This window comes from Variovorax cryoconiti, from assembly GCF_051216395.1.
Classification (GTDB): Bacteria; Pseudomonadota; Gammaproteobacteria; order Burkholderiales; family Burkholderiaceae_C; genus Variovorax.
On sequence record NZ_JBPJZI010000003.1, the window covers coordinates 470,882 to 495,825 of the forward strand.

General features: G+C 65.7%; 18 protein-coding genes and 5 tRNA genes. 20 read left to right on the forward strand and 3 right to left on the reverse strand.

The window, feature by feature from the left end:
• Positions 1 to 17: 17 nt before the first annotated feature.
• The 19 genes from ACSFA2_RS11275 to ACSFA2_RS11365 all read left to right on the forward strand — a co-directional run bounded on the left by ACSFA2_RS11275 (position 18) and on the right by ACSFA2_RS11365 (position 19,912).
• Positions 18 to 103, forward strand: a tRNA-Tyr gene (locus ACSFA2_RS11275).
• A gap of 65 nt (positions 104 to 168) precedes the next feature.
• Positions 169 to 242: transfer RNA gene (locus ACSFA2_RS11280), tRNA-Gly, on the forward strand.
• A gap of 38 nt (positions 243 to 280) precedes the next feature.
• A tRNA-Thr gene (locus tag ACSFA2_RS11285) sits at positions 281 to 355 on the forward strand.
• A 75-nt stretch (positions 356 to 430) separates the two neighbouring features.
• Positions 431 to 1,624, forward strand: a complete 1,194-nt coding sequence (gene tuf / locus ACSFA2_RS11290) for an elongation factor Tu (RefSeq protein ID WP_435455414.1) — start codon at positions 431 to 433, stop codon at positions 1,622 to 1,624.
• Between the two features lie 10 nt (positions 1,625 to 1,634).
• A tRNA-Trp gene (locus tag ACSFA2_RS11295) sits at positions 1,635 to 1,710 on the forward strand.
• A 136-nt stretch (positions 1,711 to 1,846) separates the two neighbouring features.
• Positions 1,847 to 2,230: a preprotein translocase subunit SecE gene (gene secE, locus ACSFA2_RS11300; RefSeq protein WP_435455415.1), complete on the forward strand. Its 384-nt coding sequence runs from the start codon at positions 1,847 to 1,849 to the stop codon at positions 2,228 to 2,230.
• The gene (gene nusG / locus ACSFA2_RS11305; RefSeq protein WP_435455416.1) at positions 2,231 to 2,836 is read left to right on the forward strand and encodes a transcription termination/antitermination protein NusG; all 606 of its coding nucleotides are present in this window, start codon (positions 2,231 to 2,233) and stop codon (positions 2,834 to 2,836) included.
• A gap of 142 nt (positions 2,837 to 2,978) precedes the next feature.
• Positions 2,979 to 3,410, forward strand: a complete 432-nt coding sequence (gene rplK / locus ACSFA2_RS11310) for a 50S ribosomal protein L11 (protein ID WP_068631686.1) — start codon at positions 2,979 to 2,981, stop codon at positions 3,408 to 3,410.
• Entirely contained in the window at positions 3,411 to 4,109 is a 699-nt protein-coding gene (gene rplA, locus ACSFA2_RS11315; protein WP_435455417.1) for a 50S ribosomal protein L1, read from the forward strand.
• Between the two features lie 252 nt (positions 4,110 to 4,361).
• Positions 4,362 to 4,892: a 50S ribosomal protein L10 gene (gene rplJ / locus ACSFA2_RS11320; protein WP_262076741.1), complete on the forward strand. Its 531-nt coding sequence runs from the start codon at positions 4,362 to 4,364 to the stop codon at positions 4,890 to 4,892.
• 44 nt (positions 4,893 to 4,936) lie between these two features.
• Positions 4,937 to 5,314, forward strand: coding sequence for a 50S ribosomal protein L7/L12 (rplL, locus tag ACSFA2_RS11325; RefSeq protein ID WP_435455418.1), 378 nt, complete (start codon positions 4,937 to 4,939; stop codon positions 5,312 to 5,314).
• Positions 5,315 to 5,564: 250 nt separating this feature from the next.
• Positions 5,565 to 9,689, forward strand: coding sequence for a DNA-directed RNA polymerase subunit beta (gene rpoB / locus ACSFA2_RS11330; protein ID WP_435455419.1), 4,125 nt, complete (start codon positions 5,565 to 5,567; stop codon positions 9,687 to 9,689).
• A gap of 21 nt (positions 9,690 to 9,710) precedes the next feature.
• Positions 9,711 to 13,940, forward strand: coding sequence for a DNA-directed RNA polymerase subunit beta' (gene rpoC, locus ACSFA2_RS11335; protein ID WP_435455420.1), 4,230 nt, complete (start codon positions 9,711 to 9,713; stop codon positions 13,938 to 13,940).
• 134 nt (positions 13,941 to 14,074) lie between these two features.
• Entirely contained in the window at positions 14,075 to 14,671 is a 597-nt protein-coding gene (locus tag ACSFA2_RS11340; RefSeq protein ID WP_435455421.1) for a lema family protein, read from the forward strand.
• Positions 14,672 to 14,739: 68 nt separating this feature from the next.
• Positions 14,740 to 16,092, forward strand: coding sequence for a 16S rRNA (cytosine(967)-C(5))-methyltransferase RsmB (rsmB, locus tag ACSFA2_RS11345; RefSeq protein WP_435455422.1), 1,353 nt, complete (start codon positions 14,740 to 14,742; stop codon positions 16,090 to 16,092).
• Between the two features lie 43 nt (positions 16,093 to 16,135).
• The gene (locus tag ACSFA2_RS11350) at positions 16,136 to 16,729 is read left to right on the forward strand and encodes a DUF4390 domain-containing protein (RefSeq protein WP_435455423.1); all 594 of its coding nucleotides are present in this window, start codon (positions 16,136 to 16,138) and stop codon (positions 16,727 to 16,729) included.
• Positions 16,726 to 19,044, forward strand: coding sequence for a sensor histidine kinase (locus tag ACSFA2_RS11355; RefSeq protein ID WP_435455424.1), 2,319 nt, complete (start codon positions 16,726 to 16,728; stop codon positions 19,042 to 19,044). Before ACSFA2_RS11350 ends, ACSFA2_RS11355 begins: the two co-directional genes overlap by 4 nt.
• A gap of 75 nt (positions 19,045 to 19,119) precedes the next feature.
• Entirely contained in the window at positions 19,120 to 19,818 is a 699-nt protein-coding gene (locus tag ACSFA2_RS11360; protein ID WP_435455425.1) for a response regulator, read from the forward strand.
• 18 nt (positions 19,819 to 19,836) lie between these two features.
• Positions 19,837 to 19,912, forward strand: a tRNA-Phe gene (locus ACSFA2_RS11365).
• Positions 19,913 to 19,992: 80 nt separating this feature from the next.
• Here the strand turns inward: ACSFA2_RS11365 and ACSFA2_RS11370 are convergent.
• From ACSFA2_RS11370 to ACSFA2_RS11380, 3 genes are read right to left on the reverse strand one after another with little or no spacing between them, the layout of a single operon-like run.
• A complete protein-coding gene (locus tag ACSFA2_RS11370) occupies positions 19,993 to 21,153 on the reverse strand; it encodes a phospholipase A (protein WP_435455426.1) in 1,161 nt (386 codons plus the stop codon).
• Positions 21,150 to 21,584, reverse strand: coding sequence for a hypothetical protein (locus ACSFA2_RS11375; RefSeq protein ID WP_435455427.1), 435 nt, complete (start codon positions 21,582 to 21,584; stop codon positions 21,150 to 21,152). Before ACSFA2_RS11375 ends, ACSFA2_RS11370 begins: the two co-directional genes overlap by 4 nt.
• Positions 21,581 to 23,665, reverse strand: a complete 2,085-nt coding sequence (locus ACSFA2_RS11380) for an ATP-dependent helicase (protein ID WP_435455428.1) — start codon at positions 23,663 to 23,665, stop codon at positions 21,581 to 21,583. Before ACSFA2_RS11380 ends, ACSFA2_RS11375 begins: the two co-directional genes overlap by 4 nt.
• A 144-nt stretch (positions 23,666 to 23,809) precedes the next feature.
• On the opposite strand from ACSFA2_RS11380, the gene ACSFA2_RS11385 reads away from it, so the two are divergent.
• Positions 23,810 to 24,775, forward strand: a complete 966-nt coding sequence (locus tag ACSFA2_RS11385) for an AEC family transporter (protein WP_435455429.1) — start codon at positions 23,810 to 23,812, stop codon at positions 24,773 to 24,775.
• The last annotated feature ends 169 nt before the right edge of the window (positions 24,776 to 24,944 follow it).

The window sequence follows — 24,944 nt, forward strand, 5'->3', positions numbered from 1 at the left end:
ATATTTCGAGGTTCGCCGGAGAGGTGGCCGAGTGGTTAATGGCAGCAGACTGTAAATCTGCCCTCTTACGAGTACGCTGGTTCGAATCCAGCCCTCTCCACCAGCGATGAATTTGGTTTTTAGGAGCGATTGGATCTAGCGCTTTGGGTGCCTTGAAGTGCCCCCGATGCGGGAGTAGTTCAATGGTAGAACCCCAGCCTTCCAAGCTGATGACGCGGGTTCGATTCCCGTCTCCCGCTCCATGGGACCTGGTTCGTGGTTGGTGTCTTCGGTGTTGATTGCCCTTTTGGCTCAGTGGTAGAGCACCCCCTTGGTAAGGGGGAGGTCGCGGGTCCGATTCCCGCAAAGGGCACCAGATTTCGGGGTTGCAGCCGTCGCGCGTGCGGCCCCATGTGAATGTGTTGATCTCGTTTTTTTCGGAGTCGAGAAAATGGCAAAAGGTAAATTCACCCGCACCAAGCCGCACGTGAACGTGGGCACGATCGGTCACGTCGACCATGGCAAGACCACGCTGACGGCGGCGATCGCAACGGTTCTGTCGGCCAAGTTTGGCGGCGAAGCCAAGGCGTACGACCAGATCGACGCGGCGCCTGAAGAAAAGGCCCGCGGCATCACGATCAACACCGCGCACGTCGAGTACGAAACGGCCAACCGCCACTACGCGCACGTGGACTGCCCCGGCCACGCCGACTATGTGAAGAACATGATCACCGGCGCTGCCCAGATGGACGGCGCCATCCTGGTGTGCTCGGCCGCCGACGGCCCGATGCCCCAGACCCGTGAACACATCCTGCTGGCACGCCAGGTGGGTGTGGGCTACATCATCGTGTTCCTGAACAAGTGCGACATGGTCGACGACGCCGAGCTGCTCGAGCTGGTCGAAATGGAAGTGCGCGAGCTGCTGGACAAGTACGAATTCCCGGGCGACGCCACCCCCATCATCCACGGCTCGGCCAAGCTCGCCCTGGAAGGCGACAAGGGTCCGCTGGGTGAGCAAGCCATCATGAAGCTGGCCGACGCGCTGGACACCTACATCCCGACGCCCGAGCGTGCCATCGACGGCGCGTTCCTGATGCCGGTGGAAGACGTGTTCTCGATCTCGGGTCGCGGCACGGTGGTGACCGGTGCCGTCGAGCGCGGCATCATCAAGGTCGGCGAGGAAATCGAGATCGTCGGCATCCGCCCGACCGTCAAGACCACCTGCACCGGCGTGGAAATGTTCCGCAAGCTGCTGGACCAAGGTCAAGCTGGCGACAACGTGGGCGTGCTGCTGCGCGGCACCAAGCGCGAAGACGTCGAGCGCGGCCAGGTGCTGTGCAAGCCCGGTTCGATCAAGCCGCACGTGCACTTCACCGCCGAGGTGTATGTGCTGAGCAAGGACGAAGGCGGCCGTCACACGCCGTTCTTCAACAACTACCGCCCGCAGTTCTACTTCCGCACGACGGACGTGACCGGCGCGATCGAGCTGCCTGCGGACAAGGAAATGGTCATGCCTGGCGACAACGTGAGCATCACCGTGAAGCTGATCAACCCGATCGCCATGGAAGAAGGCCTGCGCTTCGCCATCCGCGAAGGCGGCCGTACCGTGGGTTCGGGCGTCGTGGCCAAGATCCTCGACATCTAAAGGATTGCACAGGGGTATAGCTCAATTGGCAGAGCGTCGGTCTCCAAAACCGAAGGTTGTAGGTTCGATTCCTACTGCCCCTGCCACTTAGGTGGCACTCCTGAAAAGACCATCGTTTGACCCGATGGCGACGCTAGAAAAGCCCATCGTGACCCGATGGGCTTCGCCGTCTCAAGAGACACTTTGAATCGAAGGCCGCAAGGCCGCAGGAAATCAGCCGAAATGGCCACCTCTCAAATCGAAACCGTGAGCACCGGCGCCGACAAAGCCAAACTGGCTGCAGCGGTCGTTCTGGCCGTGGGCGCGGTCGTGGCCTTCTATCTGCTGTCGCGCCAGGGTGCGCTGGTGCAGTGGGCCGCGCTGCTCGTGGGTCTGGCGGCAGCTGTGGGTGCCTTTGCGAGTTCCGAAAGCGGGCGGCAGCTGTGGGCCTTCGGTCGCGACGCCTGGCGCGAAGTCAAGAAGGTCGTCTGGCCCACCCGCAAGGAGGCCATGCAGATGACGGCGTACGTGTTCGCTTTCGTGGCGATCATGTCGATTTTTCTGTGGGCCACCGACAAGACCCTCGAGTGGGTGTTCTTCGACCTCATTCTGGGCTGGAGAAAATAAATGACTGACGCTGTCGAAACCACCCCGGAAGCCACGCCGGAAAGCACCTCGTTGCTGGCCGCTCCGACCAACCCGGATTTCCGCTGGTATGTCGTCCATGCCTATTCCGGCATGGAAAAGGCTGTCGAGCGCAACATCACCGAGCGCATCAACCGCGCGGCGATGCAAGACAAGTTCGGCCGCATCATGGTCCCGACCGAAGAGGTCGTCGAGATCAAGAATGGTCAGAAACGTACCACCGAACGTCGTTTCTTTCCCGGCTACGTCCTGGTCGAGATGATCATGGACGACGAGAGCTGGCACCTGGTGAAGCACACCAACAAGGTGACGGGCTTCGTCGGCGGCGCGAAGAATCGCCCCGCCCCGATCTCGCAGAAAGAGGTCGAGGACATCGTCAGCCAGATGCAGCAGGGCACCGAGAAGCCGCGCCACAAGGTCGAGTTCACCGTCGGCGAGTTCGTGCGCGTCAAGGAAGGCCCGTTCACCGACTTCAACGGCACCGTGGAAGAAGTGAACTACGACAAGAACAAGGTTCGTGTGTCCGTGATGATTTTCGGACGCGCCACACCGGTCGAACTGGGCTTCGCCGAAGTCGAAAAGACCTGATTCAGCGGGCGGCACCGAACGCTTCGGTGCTGCCCTCCCGGTTTCCTGCCTCCCGACTCGGCAGGAAACGTCACCCTAGAGTCGTCAACCCCGGGGAGCCGCGGCCGAGTGCCGAGGCGATATCACCCGCAAGGAGCAAAGCATGGCGAAAAAAATCGTCGGCTTCATCAAGCTGCAAGTGCCAGCTGGTAAGGCCAACCCGTCACCACCCATCGGTCCCGCACTGGGCCAGCGTGGTTTGAACATCATGGAGTTCTGCAAGGCGTTCAACGCCCAGACCCAAGGCGTCGAGCCGGGTCTGCCGCTGCCGGTGGTCATCACCGCGTTCGCGGACAAGAGCTTCACCTTCGTCATCAAGACGCCGCCCGCCGGCATCCTGATCAAAAAGGCCATCAAGATCGACAAGGGTTCGGCCACGCCGCAATCCGCCAAGGTCGGCAAGATCACGCGCGCACAGCTCGAAGAGATCGCCAAGACCAAGATGAAGGATTTGACCGCTGCCGATCTGGACGCGGCCGTTCGCACCATCGCCGGCACTGCCCGCTCGATGGGCGTGACTGTGGAGGGCGTGTAAATGTCCAAGATCACCAAGAAGCAAAAAGCCTCGGTCGGCAAGGTCGACAGCAACAAGCTGTACGCGCTGGTCGATGCGATCGGCCTCGTGAAAGAAGCCGCCACCGCCAAGTTCGATGAATCCATCGACGTGGCCGTGCAGCTGGGCATCGACGCGAAGAAGTCGGACCAGGTCGTGCGTGGCGCCGTCGTGCTGCCCAACGGCACCGGCAAGACCAAGCGCGTCGCCGTGTTCGCCCAGGGCGCCAAGGCGGAAGAAGCCAAGGCGGCCGGTGCCGACATCGTCGGCATGGACGACCTGGCTGCCATGGTGAAGGCCGGCGACATGCCGTTCGACGTCGTGATCGCCGCCCCCGATGCCATGCGCGTCGTCGGTACGCTGGGTCAGATCCTCGGTCCGCGCGGCCTGATGCCCAACCCGAAGGTCGGCACCGTCACCCCGGACGTCGCCACGGCCGTGAAGAACGCCAAGGCCGGTCAGGTGCAGTTCCGTGTCGACAAGGCCGGCATCGTGCACGGCACGATCGGCCGTCGCTCGTTCGACACCGACAAGCTGCAGGGCAACCTGGCGGCGCTGATCGACGCGCTGGTCAAGGCCAAGCCCGCGACCAGCAAGGGTGTGTACCTGCGCAAGGTGGCCGTGTCGTCGACGATGGGCCTGGGCGTGCGCGTCGACACCCAGTCGATCGCACAGAGCTGACCTGAAGAATTTGCCGTGCCTCTCGGGGCGTGGCGATGTGGTGGGCCAGCGCGGCGTCGTCTTCGGATGACGGGCGCGCTGGGCCATCCAAGACCGCTGGCGTGCAGTTCGCTGCACTTAATCGAATTCCCTCGGGGACTCACCAGCGCAGATGGCGATCCCGCTGCAAGGAATCCGTTTCCGAAACAGTTGGTCGCTGCATGTAGCGCGTCTCGAGGCCTCGGCCGAAGGACGCATTAAAAGGAGTAGACCTTGAGTCTGAATCGCAGTGAGAAAGAAGCGGTCATCAGTGATGTGACCAGCCTCGCCGCAAAAGCTCAAACGCTCGTGATGGCGGAATACCGTGGTATCACGGTGGCTGACATGACCAAATTGCGCAATACCGCGCGCAGCCAGGGCGTGACGCTCAGCGTGTTGAAGAACACGCTGGCACGCCGTGCTGTCGCCGGAAGCGCATTTGAGATCGTCGGCGACCAGATGACCGGTCCGCTGATCTATGGCTTCTCCGAAGACGCCGTGGCCGCCGCGAAAGTGGTGGCCGATTTCGCGAAGACCAACGACAAGTTGGTGATTCGCGGCGGTGCATTCGGTGGCAAGGCCCTGGACGTCAATGGCGTGAAGCAACTGGCCAACATCCCTTCGAAGGAAGTGCTGCTGGCGCAATTGCTGGGCTTGATGCAATCCCCCATTTCCCGCACCGCCCGCGTTCTCGCGGCGCTGGCCGAGAAGCGTGGTGGTGGCGAAGCACCGGCCGAGGCTCCGGCCGAAGCGCAAGCGGCTTAAAGCCTTGCGTTCGAGAAATTCAACCCAATTGTTAGGAAACCAAAATGGCATTCGATAAAGACGCATTTTTGACCGCGCTGGACAGCATGACGGTCCTGGAACTCAACGACCTGGTCAAGGCCATCGAAGAGAAGTTCGGCGTGAGCGCCGCTGCAATGTCGGCACCCGCCGGCGCTGGCGGTGGCGCTGCCGCCGCTGTGGCCGAAGAGCAGACCGAGTTCAACGTCATGCTGATGGAAGCTGGCGCGAACAAGGTGTCGGCGATCAAGGCCGTGCGCGAAATCACCGGCCTGGGCCTCAAGGAAGCCAAGGACCTGGTGGAAGCCGCTCCCAAGGCCGTCAAGGAAGGCCTGTCGAAGGCTGACGCTGAAGCTGCCAAGAAGAAGCTGGAAGATGCCGGCGCCAAGGTGGAACTGAAGTAATTCAGTCTCCCTGAAGGGCTGGAGGTGCTCGAAAGAGCCCTCCAGCCTTTGCCGCTTTCAGAGCGCACCCATAAGCCGACGTCGCGACGCGGCTTTTGAGTGTCTTCTGACCCCGACTGCAGAAGACCCCTTGGTTCGGGTGATGTGCAACGCATCACTGTCCGCCAACGGCTGGTAGTGGCCAGCCGCCAAGCAGTGGCGCGAAAGCGCTGTTGACAAGTCGCGCAAGATCTCAAGCACCGGAGCTCTCATGGCCCAAACGTCCACGTACAGTTACACCGAACGCAAGCGCATCCGAAAGAATTTCGGTAGCCGCGACAGCGTCGTTGAAATCCCTTACCTGCTGCAGATGCAGAAAGACGCGTACACCGCGTTCCTGCAAGCGGGCATCGCGCCGACGAAGCGCACCATCGACGGGCTGCAAGCCGCGTTCACTGCCGCCTTCCCCATCGTCTCGCACAACGGTTTTGTCGAGATGAAGTTCCTCGAGTACAACCTGGCGAAGCCGGCGTTCGACGTGCGCGAATGCCAGACCCGTGGCCTGACCTTCGCGTCGGCCGTGCGCGCCAAGGTCCAGCTCATCATCTATGACCGCGAGTCGTCGACCTCGCAGTCGAAGGTGGTCAAGGAAGTGAAGGAGCAAGAGGTCTACATGGGCGAAGTGCCGCTCATGACCGAGAAGGGCTCCTTCATCATCAACGGCACCGAGCGCGTCATCGTGTCGCAGCTCCACCGTTCGCCGGGCGTGTTCTTCGAACACGACAAGGGCAAGACGCACAGCTCGGGCAAGCTGTTGTTCTCGGCCCGCGTGATCCCTTACCGTGGCTCGTGGCTCGACTTCGAGTTCGACCCGAAGGACATGCTGTACTTCCGCGTGGACCGTCGCCGCAAGATGCCGGTCACGATCCTCTTGAAGGCGATCGGCCTGAACCCGGAATCGATCCTCGCGAACTTCTTCGTGAACGACAACTTCCGCCTGATGGACAGCGGTGCGCAGATGGAGTTCGTCGCCGAACGCCTGCGCGGTGAGGTCGCCCGTTTTGACATCACCGACAAGGCCGGCAAGGTCGTGGTCGCCAAGGACAAGCGCGTCACCGCGCGCCACACCCGCGAACTCGAGCAGTCGAACACCACGCACATCAGCGTGCCGGAAGACTTCCTGGTCGGTCGCGTGGTGGCCCGCAACATCGTCGACGCCGACTCCGGCGAAATCCTGGCCAAGGCCAACGACGAGCTGACCGAAGCGCTGCTGAAGAAGCTGCGCACGGCCGGCGTGCAGGACATCCAGGTCATCTACACGAACGAACTGGACCAGGGCGCGTACATCTCGCAGACGCTGCGCATCGACGAAACGGTCGACGAGTTCGCTGCGCGCGTGGCCATCTACCGCATGATGCGTCCCGGCGAGCCGCCGACGGAAGACGCGGTGCAGGCCCTGTTCCAGCGCCTGTTCTACAACCCGGACACGTACGACCTGTCGCGCGTGGGCCGCATGAAGTTCAACGCCAAGGTCGGCCGCGACGAATCGACCGGCCCGATGGTGCTGACCAATGAAGACATCCTGCATGTCGTCAAGATCCTGGTCGACCTGCGCAACGGCAACGGCGAAGTCGACGACATCGACCACCTGGGCAACCGCCGCGTGCGTTGCGTCGGCGAACTGGCCGAGAACCAGTACCGCACCGGCCTGGCCCGTATCGAGAAGGCCGTGAAGGAACGTCTGGGTCAGGCCGAGCAAGAGCCGCTGATGCCGCACGACCTGATCAACAGCAAGCCGATCTCGGCCGCGCTGAAGGAATTCTTCGGTGCGTCGCAGCTGTCGCAGTTCATGGACCAGACGAACCCGCTGTCCGAAATCACCCACAAGCGCCGCGTGTCGGCCCTTGGCCCGGGCGGTCTGACGCGTGAACGTGCCGGCTTCGAAGTGCGCGACGTGCACGTGACCCATTACGGCCGCGTCTGCCCGATCGAAACGCCCGAAGGCCCGAACATCGGCCTGATCAACTCGCTGGCCCTGTACGCCCGCCTGAACGAGTACGGCTTCATCGAGACGCCGTACCGCCGCGTGGTCGACAGCAAGGTCACGATGGACATCGACTACCTGTCGGCCATCGAAGAAGGCAAGTACGTCATCGCCCAGGCCAATGCGGCCCTGGACAAGGACGGCAAGCTGACCGGCGACCTGGTGTCCGCCCGTGAAGCCGGCGAGTCGATCCTGGTGGGTGCCGAACGCGTCCAGTACATGGACGTGTCGCCCGCGCAGATCGTGTCGGTGGCGGCGTCGCTCGTGCCCTTCCTGGAGCACGACGATGCGAACCGCGCGCTGATGGGCGCCAACATGCAGCGTCAGGCTGTGCCGGTGCTGCGCCCCGAGAAGCCCTTCGTCGGTACCGGCATCGAGCGCGTCTCCGCGGTCGACTCGGGCACCGTGGTGACCGCGACCCGCGGCGGTATCGTCGACTACGTCGATGCGACCCGCGTCGTGGTGCGCGTGAACGACGCCGAAGCGGCAGCCGGTGAAGTCGGTGTGGACATCTACAACCTGATCAAGTATCAGCGTTCGAACCAGAACACCAACATCCACCAGCGCCCGATCGTCAAGCGCGGCGACAAGATCGCCAAGGGCGACGTGGTGGCCGACGGTGCGTCCACCGACCTCGGCGAACTGGCCCTCGGCCAGAACATGCTGATCGGCTTCATGCCGTGGAACGGCTACAACTTCGAAGACTCGATCCTGATCTCCGAACGCGTCGTCGCCGAAGACCGCTACACCTCGATCCACATCGAGGAACTGGTGGTGATGGCCCGCGACACCAAACTGGGTGCCGAAGAAATCACGCGCGACATCCCGAACCTGGCCGAGCAGCAGCTCAACCGCCTCGACGAGTCCGGCATCATCTATGTCGGCGCCGAAGTGCAGCCGGGCGACACGCTGGTGGGCAAGGTCACGCCGAAGGGCGAGACCACGCTGACGCCTGAAGAGAAGCTGCTGCGCGCCATCTTCGGCGAGAAGGCTTCCGACGTGAAGGACACCTCGCTGCGTGTCGACCAGGGCTCGCAAGGCACCGTGATCGACGTGCAGGTGTTCACCCGCGAAGGCATCACGCGCGACAAGCGCGCCCAGCAGATCATCGACGACGAGCTCAAGCGCTTCCGCCTCGACCTGAACGACCAGCTGCGCATCGTCGAAGCCGACGCGTTCGACCGGATCGAGAAGCTCCTGACCGGCAAGGCGGCCAACGGCGGCCCGAACAAGCTGGCCAAGGGCACCAAGCTCGACAAGGCCTACCTGTCGTCGATCGAGAAGTTCCACTGGTTCGACATCCGCCCGGCGGACGACGAAGTGGCTTCGCAGCTCGAATCGATCAAGAACTCGCTCGAGCAGACGCGCCACAGCTTCGACCTCGCGTTCGAAGAAAAGCGCAAGAAGCTCACGCAGGGCGACGAGCTGCCCGCGGGCGTGCTCAAGATGGTCAAGGTCTACCTGGCCGTCAAGCGCCGCCTGCAACCGGGCGACAAGATGGCCGGCCGTCACGGCAACAAGGGTGTGGTGTCCAAGATCGTTCCGGTCGAAGACATGCCCCACATGGCCGACGGCACGCCGTGCGACATCTGCCTGAACCCGCTGGGCGTGCCTTCGCGGATGAACGTGGGCCAGGTGCTGGAAGTGCATCTGGGCTGGGCCGGCAAGGGCATCGGCCAGCGCATCGGCGACATGCTGCAGGCCGAAGCGAAGATCGCGGAACTCCGCGCCTTCCTCGACAAGCTCTACAACGGCTCGGGCCGCAAGGAAGACCTCGGCAAGCTGAGCGACGGTGAAGTGGTCGAGATGGCCAGCAACCTGTCGAACGGCGTGACCTTCGCGACGCCGGTGTTCGACGGCGCCACGGAAGAAGAAATCCGCGGCATGCTGCAGCTCGCCTACCCGGAAGAGATCGCCAAGCTCAAGGGCCTGACCGACACGCGCACGCAGGCCTACCTGTACGACGGCCGCACGGGCGACCAGTTCGAGCGCCCGGTCACGGTGGGCTACATGCACTTCTTGAAGCTGCACCACTTGGTGGACGACAAGATGCACGCCCGCTCGACCGGCCCGTACTCGCTGGTCACGCAGCAACCGCTGGGCGGCAAGGCCCAGTTCGGCGGCCAGCGTTTCGGCGAAATGGAAGTGTGGGCGCTCGAGGCCTACGGCGCCGCCTACGTCCTGCAGGAAATGCTGACGGTGAAGTCCGACGACGTGCAAGGCCGTACCAAGGTGTACGAGAGCATCGTCAAGGGCGAACACTCCATCGAAGCCGGCATGCCGGAATCGTTCAATGTGCTGGTCAAGGAAATCCGTTCCCTGGGCCTGGACATCGAACTCGAACGTTCATAAGCAAGACAAGGAAAGAGTCCCATGAAGTCATTACTCGACCTGTTCAAGCAATTCACGCCGGATGAGCATTTCGATGCCATCAGCATCCGCATGGCTTCGCCCGAGAAGATCCGTTCGTGGTCTTTCGGCGAGGTGAAGAAGCCCGAGACGATCAACTACCGCACCTTCAAGCCCGAACGCGACGGCCTGTTCTGCGCCAAGATCTTCGGGCCCATCAAGGACTACGAATGCCTGTGCGGCAAGTACAAGCGCCTCAAGCACCGCGGTGTCATCTGCGAGAAGTGCGGCGTTGAAGTCACGCAGACCAAGGTGCGTCGCGAGCGCATGGGTCACATCGACCTGGCCGCGCCCTGCGCCCACATCTGGTTCCTGAAGTCGCTGCCGTCGCGTCTGGGCCTGGTGCTCGACATGACGCTGCGCGACATCGAACGCGTGCTGTACTTCGAAGCCTACGTGGTGACCGACCCCGGCATGACCCCGCTGAAGAAGTTCAGCATCATGTCCGAGGACGACTACGACACGAAGCGCAAGGAATTCGGCGACGAGTTCGTCGCGAAGATGGGCGCCGAAGGCATCAAGGACCTGCTGGAAGGCATCGAGCTCGACAGCGAGATCGAACGCCTGCGCGGCGACCTGACCGGTTCCGAAGTCAAGGTCAAGAAGAACTCCAAGCGCCTCAAGGTGCTCGAGGCCTTCCGCAAGTCGGGCATCAAGCCCCAGTGGATGGTGCTCGAAGTGCTGCCTGTGCTGCCGCCGGACCTGCGTCCGCTGGTGCCGCTGGACGGCGGCCGCTTCGCGACCTCCGACCTGAACGACCTGTATCGCCGCGTCATCAACCGCAATTCGCGTCTGCGTCGCCTGCTGGAGCTGAAGGCCCCGGAAATCATCGCGCGCAACGAAAAGCGGATGCTGCAGGAAGCGGTCGACTCGCTGCTGGACAACGGCCGTCGCGGCAAGGCCATGACGGGCGCCAACAAGCGCGCGCTGAAGTCGCTGGCCGACATGATCAAGGGCAAGGGCGGTCGTTTCCGTCAGAACTTGCTGGGCAAGCGCGTCGACTACTCGGGCCGTTCGGTCATCGTGGTGGGCCCGACGCTCAAGCTGCACCAGTGCGGTCTGCCCAAGCTGATGGCGCTCGAGCTGTTCAAGCCTTTCATCTTCTCGCGCCTCGAAGCCATGGGCATCGCGACGACGATCAAGGCCGCCAAGAAGGAAGTCGAATCCGGCACGCCGGTGGTCTGGGACATCCTGGAAGAGGTCATCAAGGAACACCCGGTGATGCTCAACCGTGCGCCTACGCTGCACCGTCTGGGCATCCAGGCCTTCGAACCCATCCTGATCGAAGGCAAGGCGATCCAACTGCACCCGCTCGTTTGCGCGGCCTTCAACGCCGACTTCGACGGCGACCAGATGGCCGTCCACGTGCCGCTGTCGGTGGAAGCGCAGATGGAAGCCCGCACGCTGATGCTGGCCTCCAACAACGTGCTGTTCCCGGCGTCGGGCGAACCGTCGATCGTGCCGTCGCAGGACGTGGTGCTGGGTCTGTACTACACGACCCGCGACCGCATCAACGGCAAGGGCGAGGGCCTGATCTTCTCCGACATCGGTGAAGTCCAGCGCGCACTCGACGCCAACGAAGTCGAGCTGACCGCCAAGGTTGCCGTGCGCATCACGGAGTACACCAAGGACAAGGAAACCGGCGAATTCACGCCGTCGACCGCGCTGGTGGACACGACCGTGGGCCGTGCGCTGCTGTCCGAGATCCTGCCGAAGGGCCTGCCGTTCTCGAACATCAACAAGGCGTTGAAGAAGAAGGAAATCTCCAAGCTCATCAACGTCTCGTTCCGCAAGTGCGGTCTGAAAGAGACCGTGGTGTTCGCCGACAAGCTGCTGCAGAACGGTTTCCGTCTCGCGACGAAGGCCGGTATCTCGATCGCCATCGACGACATGCTGGTGCCCGCCGAGAAGCACGGCATCATCGAGCGCTCCGCCAAGGAAGTGAAGGAGATCGAACAGCAGTACGTCTCCGGTCTCGTGACCTCCGGCGAGCGCTACAACAAGGTGGTGGACATCTGGGGCAAGGCCGGCGACGAAGTGTCGAAGGTCATGATGGCCAAGCTCTCCAAGGAGCGCGTCATCGATCGCCACGGCAAGGACGTCGAGCAGGAGTCCTTCAACTCCATCTACATGATGGCCGACTCGGGTGCACGCGGTTCCGCCGCGCAGATCCGTCAGGTCGCCGGCATGCGGGGCCTGATGGCCAAGCCCGACGGCTCGATCATCGAGACGCCCATCACCGCGAACTTCCGCGAAGGTCTGAACGTGCTGGAGTACTTCATCTCCACCCACGGTGCCCGTAAGGGTCTGGCCGACACCGCGCTGAAGACCGCGAACTCGGGTTACCTGACGCGTCGTCTGGTCGACGTGACGCAGGATTTGGTCGTGATCGAGCAGGACTGCGGCACGCACGGCGGCTACGTGATGCGCGCCATCGTCGAAGGCGGTGAAACCATCGAATCGCTGCGCGACCGTATCCTCGGCCGTTCCGCTGCCGACGACGTGCTGCACCCCGAAACGCAAGCCGTGCTGCTCAACGCCGGCGAGATGTTCGACGAAGACAACATCGAAGCGCTGGAAGCCCAGGGCGTCGACGAAGTCAAGGTGCGTACCGCGCTCACGTGCGAAACGCGCTTCGGCATCTGCGCGACCTGCTACGGCCGCGACCTGGGCCGCGGTGGCCTGATCAACATCGGCGAAGCGGTCGGTGTGATCGCCGCGCAGTCGATCGGTGAACCCGGCACGCAGCTGACGATGCGGACCTTCCACATCGGTGGCGCGGCGTCGCGTGCGGCGATCGCCTCCAGCGTGGAAGCCAAGTCGAACGGTTCGATCGGTTTCAACGCCACGATGCGCTACGTGACGAACAGCAAGAACGAGCTGGTCGTGATCTCGCGTTCGGGTGAAATCATCATCCACGACGAGCATGGTCGCGAGCGCGAACGCCACAAGGTGCCGTACGGCGCCATCCTGGCAGTGAAGGCCGACCAGCAGGTCAAGGCCGGCTTCATCCTTGCCAACTGGGACCCGCTGACGCGCCCCATCATCACGGAATTCGCCGGCAAGACGCAGTTCGAAAACGTCGAAGAAGGCCTCACGGTCGCCAAGCAGGTGGACGAAGTCACCGGCCTGTCGACGCTGGTCGTGATCGACCCGAAGCGCCGCGGCGCTGCCAAGGTCGTGCGTCCGCAAGTCAAGCTGATCGACGCCTCCGGCGCCGAGGTGAAGATCCCCGGCACCGATCACTCGGTGACGATCGGCTTCCCGATCGGCTCGCTGGTGCAGATCCGCGACGGCCAGGACGTGGGCCCCGGCGAAGTGCTGGCGCGCATTCCGGTCGAAGGCCAGAAGACGCGCGACATCACCGGCGGTCTGCCGCGTGTGGCCGAACTCTTCGAAGCCCGCTCGCCGAAGGACAAGGGCATGCTGGCCGAGATGACCGGTACCGTGTCGTTCGGCAAGGAGACCAAGGGCAAGCTGCGTCTGCAGATCACCGATCCGGAAGGCGGCATCTACGAAGAGCTCGTGCCGAAGGAAAAGAACATCCTGGTGCACGAAGGCCAGGTGGTGAACAAGGGCGAGTCCGTGGTCGACGGCCCGGCGGACCCGCAGGACATCCTGCGCCTGCTGGGTTCGGAAGAACTGGCGCGCTACATCGTGGACGAAGTGCAGGACGTGTACCGCCTGCAGGGTGTGAAGATCAACGACAAGCACATCGAGGTGATCGTTCGCCAGATGCTGCGCCGCGTCGTGGTCGACAACATCGGCGACACGAACTACATCTCCGGCGAACAGGTCGAACGCAGCGAAATGCTCAACACCAACGACGCCCTGCGCGCCGCTGACAAGATCCCCGCGACGTTCACCAACCTGCTGCTCGGTATCACGAAGGCATCGCTCTCGACCGATTCGTTCATCTCCGCGGCGTCCTTCCAGGAAACGACGCGCGTGCTGACCGAAGCCGCGATCATGGGCAAGCGCGACGAGCTGCGCGGCCTGAAGGAAAACGTGATCGTGGGTCGTCTGATCCCGGCCGGCACCGGCATGGCCTACCACCAGGCACGCCGCGCCAAGGAACAGATGGACGACGCCGAGCGCCGCGCCATCGCCGAGTCCGAAGCCGCCGAACTGGCCGGCAGCGGCTCGGACGATACGAGCACGGTCGATGCCAGCGAAGGTGCTGCGACCGAGTAACCGGTCGCTGATCCGCAGGCCATGACCGGCCCCCAGACGCCCCCTGTCCGTTCGCGGCCCGGGGGCGTTTTTATGGTTCTGCTCCCGGCGGCGCGCATGCGGCGCCCCGGGGTGTGGCAGGTGGACGCGCCGTGATGGACCGTCTCCCGCCGGAGCTGCCGTGGTGGATCGCCGCGGCCGTGCTTCTTTTCTGGTTCGTGGGTGCCTACAACCGGCTGGTGCGTCTGCGCTCGGCCGCGCTACAGGCCTACGTCACGCTCGACGCCGCCCTGGCGCGCCAGCTGGAGTTTGTCCAGGCGCGCGCGCTGGCCGCCGACGACGCCGTCTTCGGTCGCGGCCCGATCGTGCAACTGCACGCCACCGCCCTGCAGCTGACCACGCTGCTGGGCGCGACACGGCAGCGCCCGCTCGACCCCGAGCGCATGGCCGCGCTGGCCACGGCGCTGCACGTCATGCTGGCCGCCTGGCAGCGGCTCTTCCCGGACGAGGTCGTCAGCTTCGACGCCGACGGCATGCTGTCCAGGCCGGTCCCGCTGGGCGGTGTCGTGATCGACGCCTCGCCCGCTCCCGGCGCCGGCGCGATCGCGTGGCCAGAGCCTTCGGCGGCCGCCGAGATCGCCCGCGGCCAGTTCAACCAGGCGGTCCGCCAGTACAACGCGGCGGTCGGTCAGATCCCGGCCGTGCTGGTGGCATGGGTGATGCAACTGAGACGGGCGGCCGAACTGACCTGACGCCCCGGCCAACCCTCGGCTCCCTTCACCCCGCGGCGTCCACGGACGCCGTTGTTACCATCCATCGCTTGTCAGACCTCTCCGAATCCTCCCTCTCGCCGCCGCTCTGGCGCCAGTTGCAGCTCACCGCCCAGGCGTTGGCTGCGATCCGCGCCGGCACGTCCGGCACCGTCGCTTTCGACGCCATCGAACCGGCGATGCGGCCGGGCGTGCAGTCGCTCGGCTTCCAGGTGCTGCGCCGCCTCGGCCGTGCGGAAGCGCTGCGCCGCCATCTGGCCAAGCGCACGCCGCCGCCGCCGGCCGACGCGCTGCTGTGCACGGCCCTGGCGCTCGCCTGGGAGGCCGAGTCCTCACCCTACGAGCCCTTCACGCTGGTCGACCAGGCCGTCGAGGCGGCCAAGCGCAACCCTGTCACGCGGGCGCAGGCCAGCTTCATCAACGCCTGCCTGCGCCGCTTCCTGCGGGAGCGCGACGAGCTGGTCGCGGCCACCGAGAAGGAGCCGGTCGCGCAGTGGAACCATCCACGCTGGTGGATCGAGCGCCTGCGGCGCGACCACCCGCGCGAATGGCAGCGCGTGCTGGCCGCCGACAACCAGCAGGCGCCCATGACGCTGCGGGTCAACCGCCGCAAGGGTTCCGTCGCCGACTACCTCCTCGCCTTGAAGCGCGTCGGGCTCGACGGGCATGCGGTGGGCGCCGACGGCGTGCAGCTGCATCAGGCGCGGCCGGTGCAGCAGCTCCCGGGCTTCGCCGATGGCGATGTGTCGGTGCAGGACGCGGCCGCCCAGCTCGCGGCGCCTTTGCTGCTCGAAGGCCTCGCCGCGCCGGCCTCCGGCGCGCCGCTGCGGGTGCTCGACGCCTGCGCCGCCCCGGGCGGCAAGACGGCGCATCTGCTCGAACACGCCGGCGACATGCCGATCGAAGTGGTCGCCCTGGAAGTCGACGCCCAGCGCAGCCGCCGCATCGGCGAGACGCTGGCCCGCCTGGGCCTCGAGGCGCGGGTGGTCGTGGCCGATGCGGGCCGGCCGGCCGAGTGGTGGGACGGCGAGCGCTTCGACGCCATCCTGCTCGACGCGCCGTGCACCGCCTCCGGCATCGTCCGCCGCCATCCCGACGTGCGCTGGCTGCGCCGCGAAAGCGATACGGCACAGCTGGCGCTCCAGCAGGCGATGCTGCTCGCGGCGCTTTGGCCCCTGCTGAAGCCGGGCGGTCGATTGCTCTATTGCACATGCTCGGTGTTCCGGGAAGAAGGTGTGCACCAGATCGATGCGTTCCTTGCGCACAACACCGACGCCCGAATCCAGCCGTCGCCCGGCCATTTGCTCCCCCAAAACGGGGGGAATGCCCGTGGCGTCCCAGACAATGACCTGGGTGATCACGACGGTTTCTTCTACGCCTTGCTTGAAAAGCACGCACGCTGACCCGCGTCGCGGCGGGGGGGGCGGCGGCGCGTCGTCGACCTGGATGGCGCTCCTGCTCCTTGGCCTCGTGCTCTGGTTGGGCCTGGTCGGGCTCGTGGCGGCGCAGTCGCGTGGTGCCTCCGTCACCCAGATGCGCCTTGAAAACGGCGATGACGGCGTCTACCTCAGCGCCACCGTCCAGTTCGAGCTGCCGACCCTGGTCGAGGACGTGCTCGACAAGGGCATCGCCCTGCATTTCGTCGCCGAGGCCGAGCTCTACCGCGAGCGTTGGTACTGGACCGACCGCAAGGTGGCCCAGGTCAGCCGCTACATGCGCCTGGCCTACCAGCCGCTGACCCGCCGCTGGCGGCTCAACGTGGCGCCGGTGCCCATCACCGGCAACGCCGGCTTCGGCGTGTCGCTGAACCAGAACTTCGACAGCCTCGAGGAGGCATTGGATGCGGTCAAGCGCATCGGGCGGCTGCGCCTGGGCGATGTGGCGGAGATCGGCGAAGACGGCCAGCACCCGGTCGTCTTCCGCTTCCGGCTCGACACCACGCAGCTGCCGCGCCCCTTCCAGATCGGCATGGTCGGCCAGTCCGAGTGGGACATCGCCACCGAGCGCAGCGTGCGCCTGGCCGTGGAGAAGCCGCGGTGAGCACCGAGCTGCGCAGTGCCCCGGCCGCGCAGGCTGCGCGACGTGCGAAGGCGATTCGCTGGGCGGTCGGCGTGATCGCCGCGCTGGTCACCGCCGTCGGCCTGGTGCTGATGTTCCTGCTCGCGCTGTCGACCAACAACCGCACGCTGTACGAAGAGAACTACGCGCGGCTCTTCGGCATCAACGTCGTCGTGGCCGTGCTGCTGTCGCTGGTGCTCGCCTGGGTGATCTTCCGGCTGCTGCGGCGGCTGCGGCAGGGCAAGTTCGGCAGCCGGTTGCTGATCAAGCTCGCGATGATCTTCGCGCTGGTGGGCGTGGTGCCAGGCGTGCTGGTGTACTTCGTGTCGTACCAGTTCGTGTCGCGTTCGATCGAGAGCTGGTTCGACGTCAAGGTCGAAGGCGCGCTCGACGCCGGCCTCAACCTGGGCCGCGCGACGCTCGACTCGCTCTCGGCCGACCTGATGAGCAAGACCCGCGGGGCCAGCAACCAGTTGGCCGACGTGCCCGACACCAGCGCTGGCCTGGTGCTCGAACGCATCCGCGACCAGCTCGGCGCCACCGACGTGGTGCTCTGGACCGGCGCCGGCCAGTTGATCGCCGGCGCCGGTGCATCACGCTTCCAGCTCAACCCCGAGCGGCCGACGCCCCAGCAGTTCCGGCAGGCGCGGGCCGACCGGGCGGTGGCGCACATCGAGGGCCTCGACGAAACACCGGCAGCGCAGGGCACACAGCCGCCCGCGTCGGTGCGGGCCTTGGCGCTGGTGCAGCGCCCCGGTTTCGAGTTCAACACCGAGCCGCGCTTCCTTCAGGTGGTGCTGCCGTTGCCGCCCGCGGTGGTGGCCAACGCCTTGGCGGTGCAGGAAGCCAACCGCGAGTACCAGGAACGCTCGCTCGCGCGCGACGGGCTGCGCCGCATGTACATCGGCACGCTCACGCTGTGCCTGTTCCTCGCGGTGTTCGGCGCGGTGCTGCTCGCCGTGCTGTTCGGCAACGGGCTGGCCCGCCCGCTGCTCGTGCTGGCCGACGGCGTGCGCCAGGTGGCCGCCGGCGATCTGCGCCCGACCGCCGTGCTGCAGGGCAAGGACGAACTCGGCGGCCTGACGCGCTCGTTCGCCGTCATGACGCAGCAGCTGTCCGATGCGCGCGCCGCCGTCGAGAAGACCGTGGGCGAGCTCGATGCCGCGCGGGGCAACCTGCAGACCATTCTCGACAACCTGACCTCGGGCGTGATCGTGCTCGACGAGACCGGCCGCGTGCTGTCGACCAACCCGGGTGCTACGCGGGTGCTGCGGGCGCCCCTGGCGGCCTACGAAGGCCAGCCCTTCGCCGACGTGCCCGGACTGGCCACCTTCGCGCACAGCGTGCAGCAGCAGTTCGACGACTTCGAGGTCGAGCGGGCCCAGCACGGCCTCGACCACTGGCAGCACGCGTTCGAGCTGCATGCCGGCAATTCGGGCATGTCGCAGGATGCGATCAGCATCGTCGCGCGCGGTGCCGAGCTGCCGGGTGCCGCGCGGCTGCTGGTGTTCGACGACATCTCCGAGATCGTCTCGGCGCAGCGCGCGCAGGCCTGGGGCGAGGTCGCGCGCCGACTGGCCCACGAGATCAAGAACCCCCTCACGCCGATTCAGCTGTCTGCCGAGCGCCTGGAGATGAAGCTCTCGGGCAAGGTGCCGCCGCCCGAGCAGGCCATCCTCACCAAGTCGGTCAAGACCATCGTCGACCAGGTCGACGCGATGAAGCGGCTGGTCAACGAATTCCGCGACTACGCCCGCCTGCCGGCGGCCGACCTCAAGCCGGTCGACCTGAACGGGCTGGTGACCGACGTGCTCCAGCTCTACGGCCACGAGAACGCCCCGAACGCGCTGCACTGCGAGCTCGACCCGCGTTGCCCGCCGATCCGCGGCGATGCGCAGCAGATCCGCCAGGTGATCCACAACCTGCTGCAGAACGCGCAGGACGCCGCGGAGGCCAACGCCGCCCAGGGGCACAACGGCGAGGTCGTGGTGCGTACGCGCCTGGGGGATTCAGGCCGGCGCGTGCGCCTGACCGTGCAGGACAGCGGCCCCGGCTTCGCCGAGAACATCCTCAAGCGCGCCTTCGAGCCCTATGTCACCACCAAGAGCAAGGGCACCGGCCTGGGCCTCGCGGTGGTCAAGAAGATCGCCGACGAACACGGTGCGCGCATCGAGCTTTCGAACCGCATCGTCGATGGGACTGTGGCCGGCGCGCAAGTCTCGTTATCATTCGCGCTGGCCGGCGAACCGCAGGTAGCGCTCGCTCACACCGACGATTCGAAGCCATCCACCGCCTGAGCCCTGTGCCGCGCGAGGATGGTCCGGCCGACGGACACGTCTCACCCCGCACAACGCAGCAGCAAAAAAAGACTCATGGCAAATATCCTCGTGGTCGATGACGAGCTGGGCATCCGGGACCTGCTCTTCGAGATTCTCAATGACGAAGGCCACCACGTGGAGCTCGCCGAGAACGCCGCCGAAGCGCGGGCCGCCCGGCAGCGCGCGCGGCCCGACCTCGTGCTGCTCGACATCTGGATGCCCGACACCGACGGCGTCACGCTGTTGAAGGAATGGTCCACCGCTGGCCTGTTGAGCATGCCCGTCGTCATGATGAGCGGCCACGCCACCATCGACACGGCGGTCGACGCCACCCGCATCGGCGCCTTCGCCTTCCTGGAGAAGCCCATCACCATGCAGAAGCTGCTCAAGGCGGTGGAGCAGGGTCTGGCGCGCGAGAGTGCACGCCGTGCGGCGGCCAGTGTCGTGCCCGCCACGAGCGGCATGTCGGCAGTTGTCACCACCGTCGGCGACGCGTCGCTGGCGCAGCCGATGGCAGCGGTGCCGGCCGTGGTCGACAGCGGCCCGCAGTCGCGTCAGAGCTTCGATCTCGACCGTCCGCTGCGCGACGCGCGCGATGGCTTCGAGAAGGCGTACTTCGAATTCCATCTCGCGATGGAGAACGGCTCCATGACCCGCGTGGCCGAGAAGACCGGCCTCGAGCGCACCCACCTCTACAGAAAACTCAAGCAGTTGGGCGTCGACCTTTCCCGAGGCCGCCGAAGCGCTGTATAATCGCAGGCTGCACACCATGGCCCGGTAGCTCAGTTGGTAGAGCAGCGGATTGAAAATCCGCGTGTCGTTGGTTCGATTCCGACCCAGGCCACCAAATACGAAGCCCTTGAATCCTCCCGGATTCAAGGGCTTTTTCGTTCGCCCCGACCCTTCGGACGGGACGGGATCACCGCATCAGAAGTCCACCAGGCTCAACCCGATGCTCAGCACCGTCCGCTTGCGGTTGTAGTCGATCAGCGTGTCGCCGTAGCCATAGAAGAGTTGCGTGTGGAAGCGCAGGTTGCTCGTGACCGGGTCGCCGATGGCCTTGAGCCATTCGAGCCGCACCGAGCCCTTGCCGCTGTCGCGCAGGTTGTTGCGCACGGTCACGCCCAGGGTGTTGTCGCGGTTGTAATTCCAGCGACCTGCGACTTCGGCGCGGCCGATGTAGTTGGCGATGTCGGGGTTGTCGTCGTCCTCGGCGGATTCCTTCCAACGCTGCCAGACCCGCGCGGTGACCTGGAACCGGTCGTCCAGTTCCGCACCGGCCATGAGGTAGGTGCGGTTCCAGCTGCGCGACAGGGGCAGGGCCTGCCCGTTGGACTGGTGGACGATGCCGATGCCCGCATAGCGCCAGCGCCAGCCACCGGGCAGCTTGAAGTCCGTCGGGTAGACATACATCAGCTCCGGCTCGTGGTCGGTGGTGCGGAAGGGGCGAGAGAGATCGCCATTGAACAGCTGCCACGTCGACTGCTGCGTGTAGCCGAACCAGAGCGAATCCTTCTTCTGCGGGTCGTTCTGCGTCAGCATGCCCTGCGCGATCTTCGTGCGCACCGACAGGCCGATGCGCATCTCGTTGGCCTGGTAATCGGTCGGCGTGCCGTCGTGTCCTGCGGCGGGCGATGTCGGGGTGGCGGGTTTGTTCGTGGCGGCGGAGGCGCCGACGAAGAGTGGCCGGTAACCGCGGAAGCCGAAGGTGCCGCAGTCGGTGCCGTTCTCGAGTTCCCAGAAACGCGAGAGCGCCGAGTACTGGCGGTCGCGGCAACCTTGCTCGGTGGCGACGGCGACCACGCGGGTGGCCGGCATGGCGGCATCGACCGGCGGCGCAGGCGTGGTGGCGAGCACTGGCGGCGCGCTGGGGATGACGGCCGCGGGCAGCGTCTGCTGCTGCGACCATCGGTCGAAGCAGGCCAGGCGCGCCTCGTTGTTGTTAGCCAGTTTTTGGCACTGCTGCCAGGTGAGATCGGAGGTGGCCAGCGGGCTCGCGGGTTTGTCGGCCGGCTGCGCCTGCGCGGCCGTGCCGAACACTCCGAGCGTGGCGAGCAAGGCCGCAAGGATCGTGCGGTGCAAAGTCATGGTCCGGTCTTTCGAAGAACGAAGGGTTGGGTGCGGTCGTCGCCCGAGTTTCGCCAGGTGCCTCGGAACTCCCGGCCACACGAGCCGGGCTGCAGTTCACCGGCCCACACGGCACTGATGCTCAGGCCGTCCTGGGACTCGTCGAGGATGAGAAAACCCGCGTCGTCGATGTCGCCCGAGAGCTGGGCGCTTCGGCCGTCGCGAACGATGGTGCCACGCACGCTGCCGGCGTACTCGGGATGTTTGCCCATTTGCACGTCAGCCAGCGCCGGAAGATCGCCGAAGCGCGCCGTCCAGTGGCCGTAGAGCGCTTCGACAGGCAGATCGGTGGCGTCCGTCGCGCACGCCGTGGCGGCCGGCTCGGCGGATACGGCCACCGCGGGCAGTGCGCCGCACAGCAGCAGCGCGAGCAGCCAGGGCCGTGCGCTCATGTGTCGGCCGCGCCGGCGGCGGCCGCCGCCGCTGCGCCGTCCTGCACCTTCCGCGCGAACTCCGCGCGCAGCGCCTTGAGTTTCTCGCGCGGATCTTCCCGGGTCGTCTTCTTGTCCAGCGCCATCTCCGCGATGAAGCGGCTGGGCTGGGCGGCGATCATCTCGCGGCCCTTCTTGCGGCGCTTGGTCCAGCTGACGGCCAGGCTGCGCTGCGCGCGCGTGATGCCCACGTACATGAGGCGGCGTTCTTCCTGCAGGCGCGTGAGCGTGTCGTCGCTGATCTTCTGCTGGCGGCCGTCGTCGTCGTCGAGCTTGAAGGGCAGCAGGCCTTCGTTCACGCCGATGAGCATCACGTGCGGCCATTCGAGGCCCTTCGACGCATGCAGCGTGGAAAGCGTGACCACGTTCTGGTCCTGCTCGCGCTCGCTGATGGTCGACAGCAGCGAGATGGTCTGCGCGACTTCGAGCAGGTTCTTGCGTTCGCTCTCGACGTTGGCGCCCGAAGCATCGTCGATCTCGCCGCCGCAGCGGGCCGCCATCCAGTCGCAAAACTCCAGCACGTTGGTCCAGCGGCTGGCCGCGGCCTGCTCGCTGTCTTCGCCGTCGTAGAGGTGCTTCTCGTAGTCGATCTCCTTGAGCCACTCGGCCAGGAAGGCCCGTGCGTTCTCGGCGCCGACCGTCTGCTTGGCACGGTACTGCAGGTCGTTGATGTAGCGGCCGAACTCGTGCAGGCCTTCGAGCGTGCGCTTGGGCATCACGGCGGGGAGCGATGCACTGAAGAGCGCCTCGAACAGGCTCAGCTTGTACTGGCTGGCGAAGGTGCCCAGCGCGGCCAGCGTGGTGTGGCCGATGCCGCGCTTGGGCGTGGTCACCGCGCGCAGGAAGGCGGGGTCGTCGTCGTTGTTGGTCCACAGGCGGAACCAGCCGCACAGGTCCTTGATTTCGGCGCGGTCGAAGAAGCTCTGGCCGCCCGACACCTTGTACGGGATCTGCGCCTTGCGCAGCGCCTGCTCGAACACGCGCGCCATGTGGTTGGCGCGGTAGAGGATCGCGAAGTCGCGGAACTCCTTGTGCTGCGAGCTCTGGCGCAGGCTCTGGATGCGCGCGACGGCACGCTCGGCCTCGTGCGCCTCGTTGTCGGCGTCGACGATGCGCACCGGCTCGCCTTCGCCCAGTTCGCTGAACAGCGTCTTGGGGTATAGCTTCGGGTTGGGGCCGATCACGTTGTTGGCCGCGCGCAGGATCGCGCTGGTCGAGCGGTAGTTCTGCTCCAGCTTGATGACCTGCAGCGTCGGGTAGTCGATCGGCAGCTTCTTCAGGTTGTCGAGCGTGGCGCCGCGCCAGCCGTAGATCGACTGGTCGTCGTCGCCCACCGCGGTGAAGTGGCCGCGTGTGCCGACGAGCGCCTTGAGCACCTCGTACTGCGTGGCGTTGGTGTCCTGGTATTCGTCGACCAGCACGTGGCCGAGCGCAGCCTGCCATTTCTCACGCACGTCGTCGTGCTCGCGCAAGAGCTTGAGCGGCATGCCGATGAGGTCGTCGAAGTCCACGCTCTGGTAGGCAGTGAGCCGCTCTTCGTAGCGACCCATGATCTGCGCGGTGATGCGCTCGTTGTCGTCGGCTGCGGCGGCTTCGGCCTGGGCTGCGTTCAAGCCCATGTTCTTCCACTTGCTGATGGTCCACTGCCAGATGCGGGCGGTCGCCGCATCGGTGGTGCCGCCCGCGTCCTTCAGGATTTTCGTGACGTCGTCGCTGTCGAGGATGCTGAAGGCCGGCTTCAGGCCGAGCACGGCACCGTCTTCCCGCATCATGCGCACGCCCAGCGCGTGGAAGGTGCACACCACCACGTGCTTGGCGTCGCGGCCGATCAGCCCCTTGGCGCGCTCGCGCATTTCGGCAGCGGCCTTGTTCGTGAAGGTGATGGCGGCGATGCGCTTGGGCGCCATGCCGGCCTGGATCAGCCGCGCGATCTTGTGCGTGATCACGCGCGTCTTGCCCGAGCCCGCGCCCGCGAGCACGAGGCACGGGCCGTGCAGGTAGTTCACGGCGTCCTGCTGGGCGATGTTCAGTCCGGAAGACATTCGGTGATCGGGGCGGCAAAGGCGCGGCGCGCCAAGTGCGTGGAGGGGCGCCGGGTGGGACGGGAAGCGCGCAATGATACCGGCCGGCCTCTTGCGGCCGGCTTCCGCAGCCGGTGCCCTGCCGTCTTGGCGACAATCGCGGCCGTGCTGCAGATCTTCGCCGTCACCTTCCCCTTCTTCGCGCTCATCGCGGCCGGCTATCTGGCAGCGCGCCGGCGCATCCTGCCGATCGACGCGATTCCCGGGCTCAACGTTTTCGTCCTGTACTTCGCGCTGCCGTGCATGCTGTATCGCTTCGGTGCGCGCACGCCGATCGACAAGCTGCTCGACGGCAGCGTGGCGCTGGTGTGGGGCGTGGGCGCGCTGCTCGTGGTGGCGCTGACGCTGTGTGTCACGCGGCGCGGTCGCATCGGCTGGAACGACGGCGCCTTCGGCGCGCTGGTCGCCGCCTTCCCCAACACCGGCTTCATGGGCGTGCCGCTGCTCGCGACGCTGCTGGGCAGCCAGGCCGCGGCGCCCGCCATCATCAGCATGATCTTCGACATGGTGGTCACCTCGTCGCTGTGCATCGCGCTCTCGCGGCTCGATTCGGCGGGGGAGTCCGGCGCCCGGCACGCGCTGGGCCAGGCCTTCCGCGGCATGGTGATCAACCCGCTGCCGTGGTCGATCCTCTTCGGCGCGCTGGCGTCGGCCCTGCAGTTCACCTTGCCGGGGCCGCTCGATGTCACGGTCGGCATGCTGGCCGATGCCGCATCGCCGGCCGCGCTGTTCACGATCGGCGCGGTGCTCGCGCGTTCGGCGCTGCTGTCCAAGGGGAGCAAGGGGCACCGCGCCCCCGTCGGCGACGTGCTGCCGGTCGTGGCGGCCAAGCTGCTGCTGCACCCGCTGCTGGTCTATGGGTTGGGGCGGGCGGTGATCGCGCTGGGGCTGCCGCTGACCGACGCCGCGCTGACGGTGATCGTGCTGGTGGCGGCGTTGCCGAGCGCCAGCAACGTGTCGATGCTGGCCGAGCGCTTCGGCGCCGACAACGGGCGCATCGCGCGGATCATTTTGTGGACGACCGTGGCCGCCTTCGTGACCTTCCCGCTGGCCGTGCGCTGGCTGACCTGAGCCGCCGCGCATCGCGTCGATGGCCCGTCCGGATCGTGCGGCGGAACCGTGCGAGCGGAAGGAGTTCACGCGATGCCGTGTCGCGTGAGGTGCTCTTCCACGAGGAGGCCGAAGAAGGGCGCCAAGCGTGAACTAGTTTGAGTGCTTTGGTACTCAGCCGCTGCTAGAG

Coding starts and splice junctions, on each gene's coding strand:
- rpoC (WP_435455420.1), top strand. CDS start 9,711: ATGAAGTCATTACTCGACCTGTTCAAGCAATTCACGCCGGATGAGCAT.
- ACSFA2_RS11380 (WP_435455428.1), bottom strand. CDS start 23,665: ATGTCTTCCGGACTGAACATCGCCCAGCAGGACGCCGTGAACTACCTG.
- ACSFA2_RS11370 (WP_435455426.1), bottom strand. CDS start 21,153: ATGACTTTGCACCGCACGATCCTTGCGGCCTTGCTCGCCACGCTCGGA.
- ACSFA2_RS11340 (WP_435455421.1), top strand. CDS start 14,075: ATGGACCGTCTCCCGCCGGAGCTGCCGTGGTGGATCGCCGCGGCCGTG.
- ACSFA2_RS11350 (WP_435455423.1), top strand. CDS start 16,136: ATGGCGCTCCTGCTCCTTGGCCTCGTGCTCTGGTTGGGCCTGGTCGGG.
- rplA (WP_435455417.1), top strand. CDS start 3,411: ATGTCCAAGATCACCAAGAAGCAAAAAGCCTCGGTCGGCAAGGTCGAC.
- secE (WP_435455415.1), top strand. CDS start 1,847: ATGGCCACCTCTCAAATCGAAACCGTGAGCACCGGCGCCGACAAAGCC.
- rplK (WP_068631686.1), top strand. CDS start 2,979: ATGGCGAAAAAAATCGTCGGCTTCATCAAGCTGCAAGTGCCAGCTGGT.
- tuf (WP_435455414.1), top strand. CDS start 431: ATGGCAAAAGGTAAATTCACCCGCACCAAGCCGCACGTGAACGTGGGC.
- rplL (WP_435455418.1), top strand. CDS start 4,937: ATGGCATTCGATAAAGACGCATTTTTGACCGCGCTGGACAGCATGACG.
- ACSFA2_RS11360 (WP_435455425.1), top strand. CDS start 19,120: ATGGCAAATATCCTCGTGGTCGATGACGAGCTGGGCATCCGGGACCTG.
- nusG (WP_435455416.1), top strand. CDS start 2,231: ATGACTGACGCTGTCGAAACCACCCCGGAAGCCACGCCGGAAAGCACC.
- rpoB (WP_435455419.1), top strand. CDS start 5,565: ATGGCCCAAACGTCCACGTACAGTTACACCGAACGCAAGCGCATCCGA.
- ACSFA2_RS11375 (WP_435455427.1), bottom strand. CDS start 21,584: ATGAGCGCACGGCCCTGGCTGCTCGCGCTGCTGCTGTGCGGCGCACTG.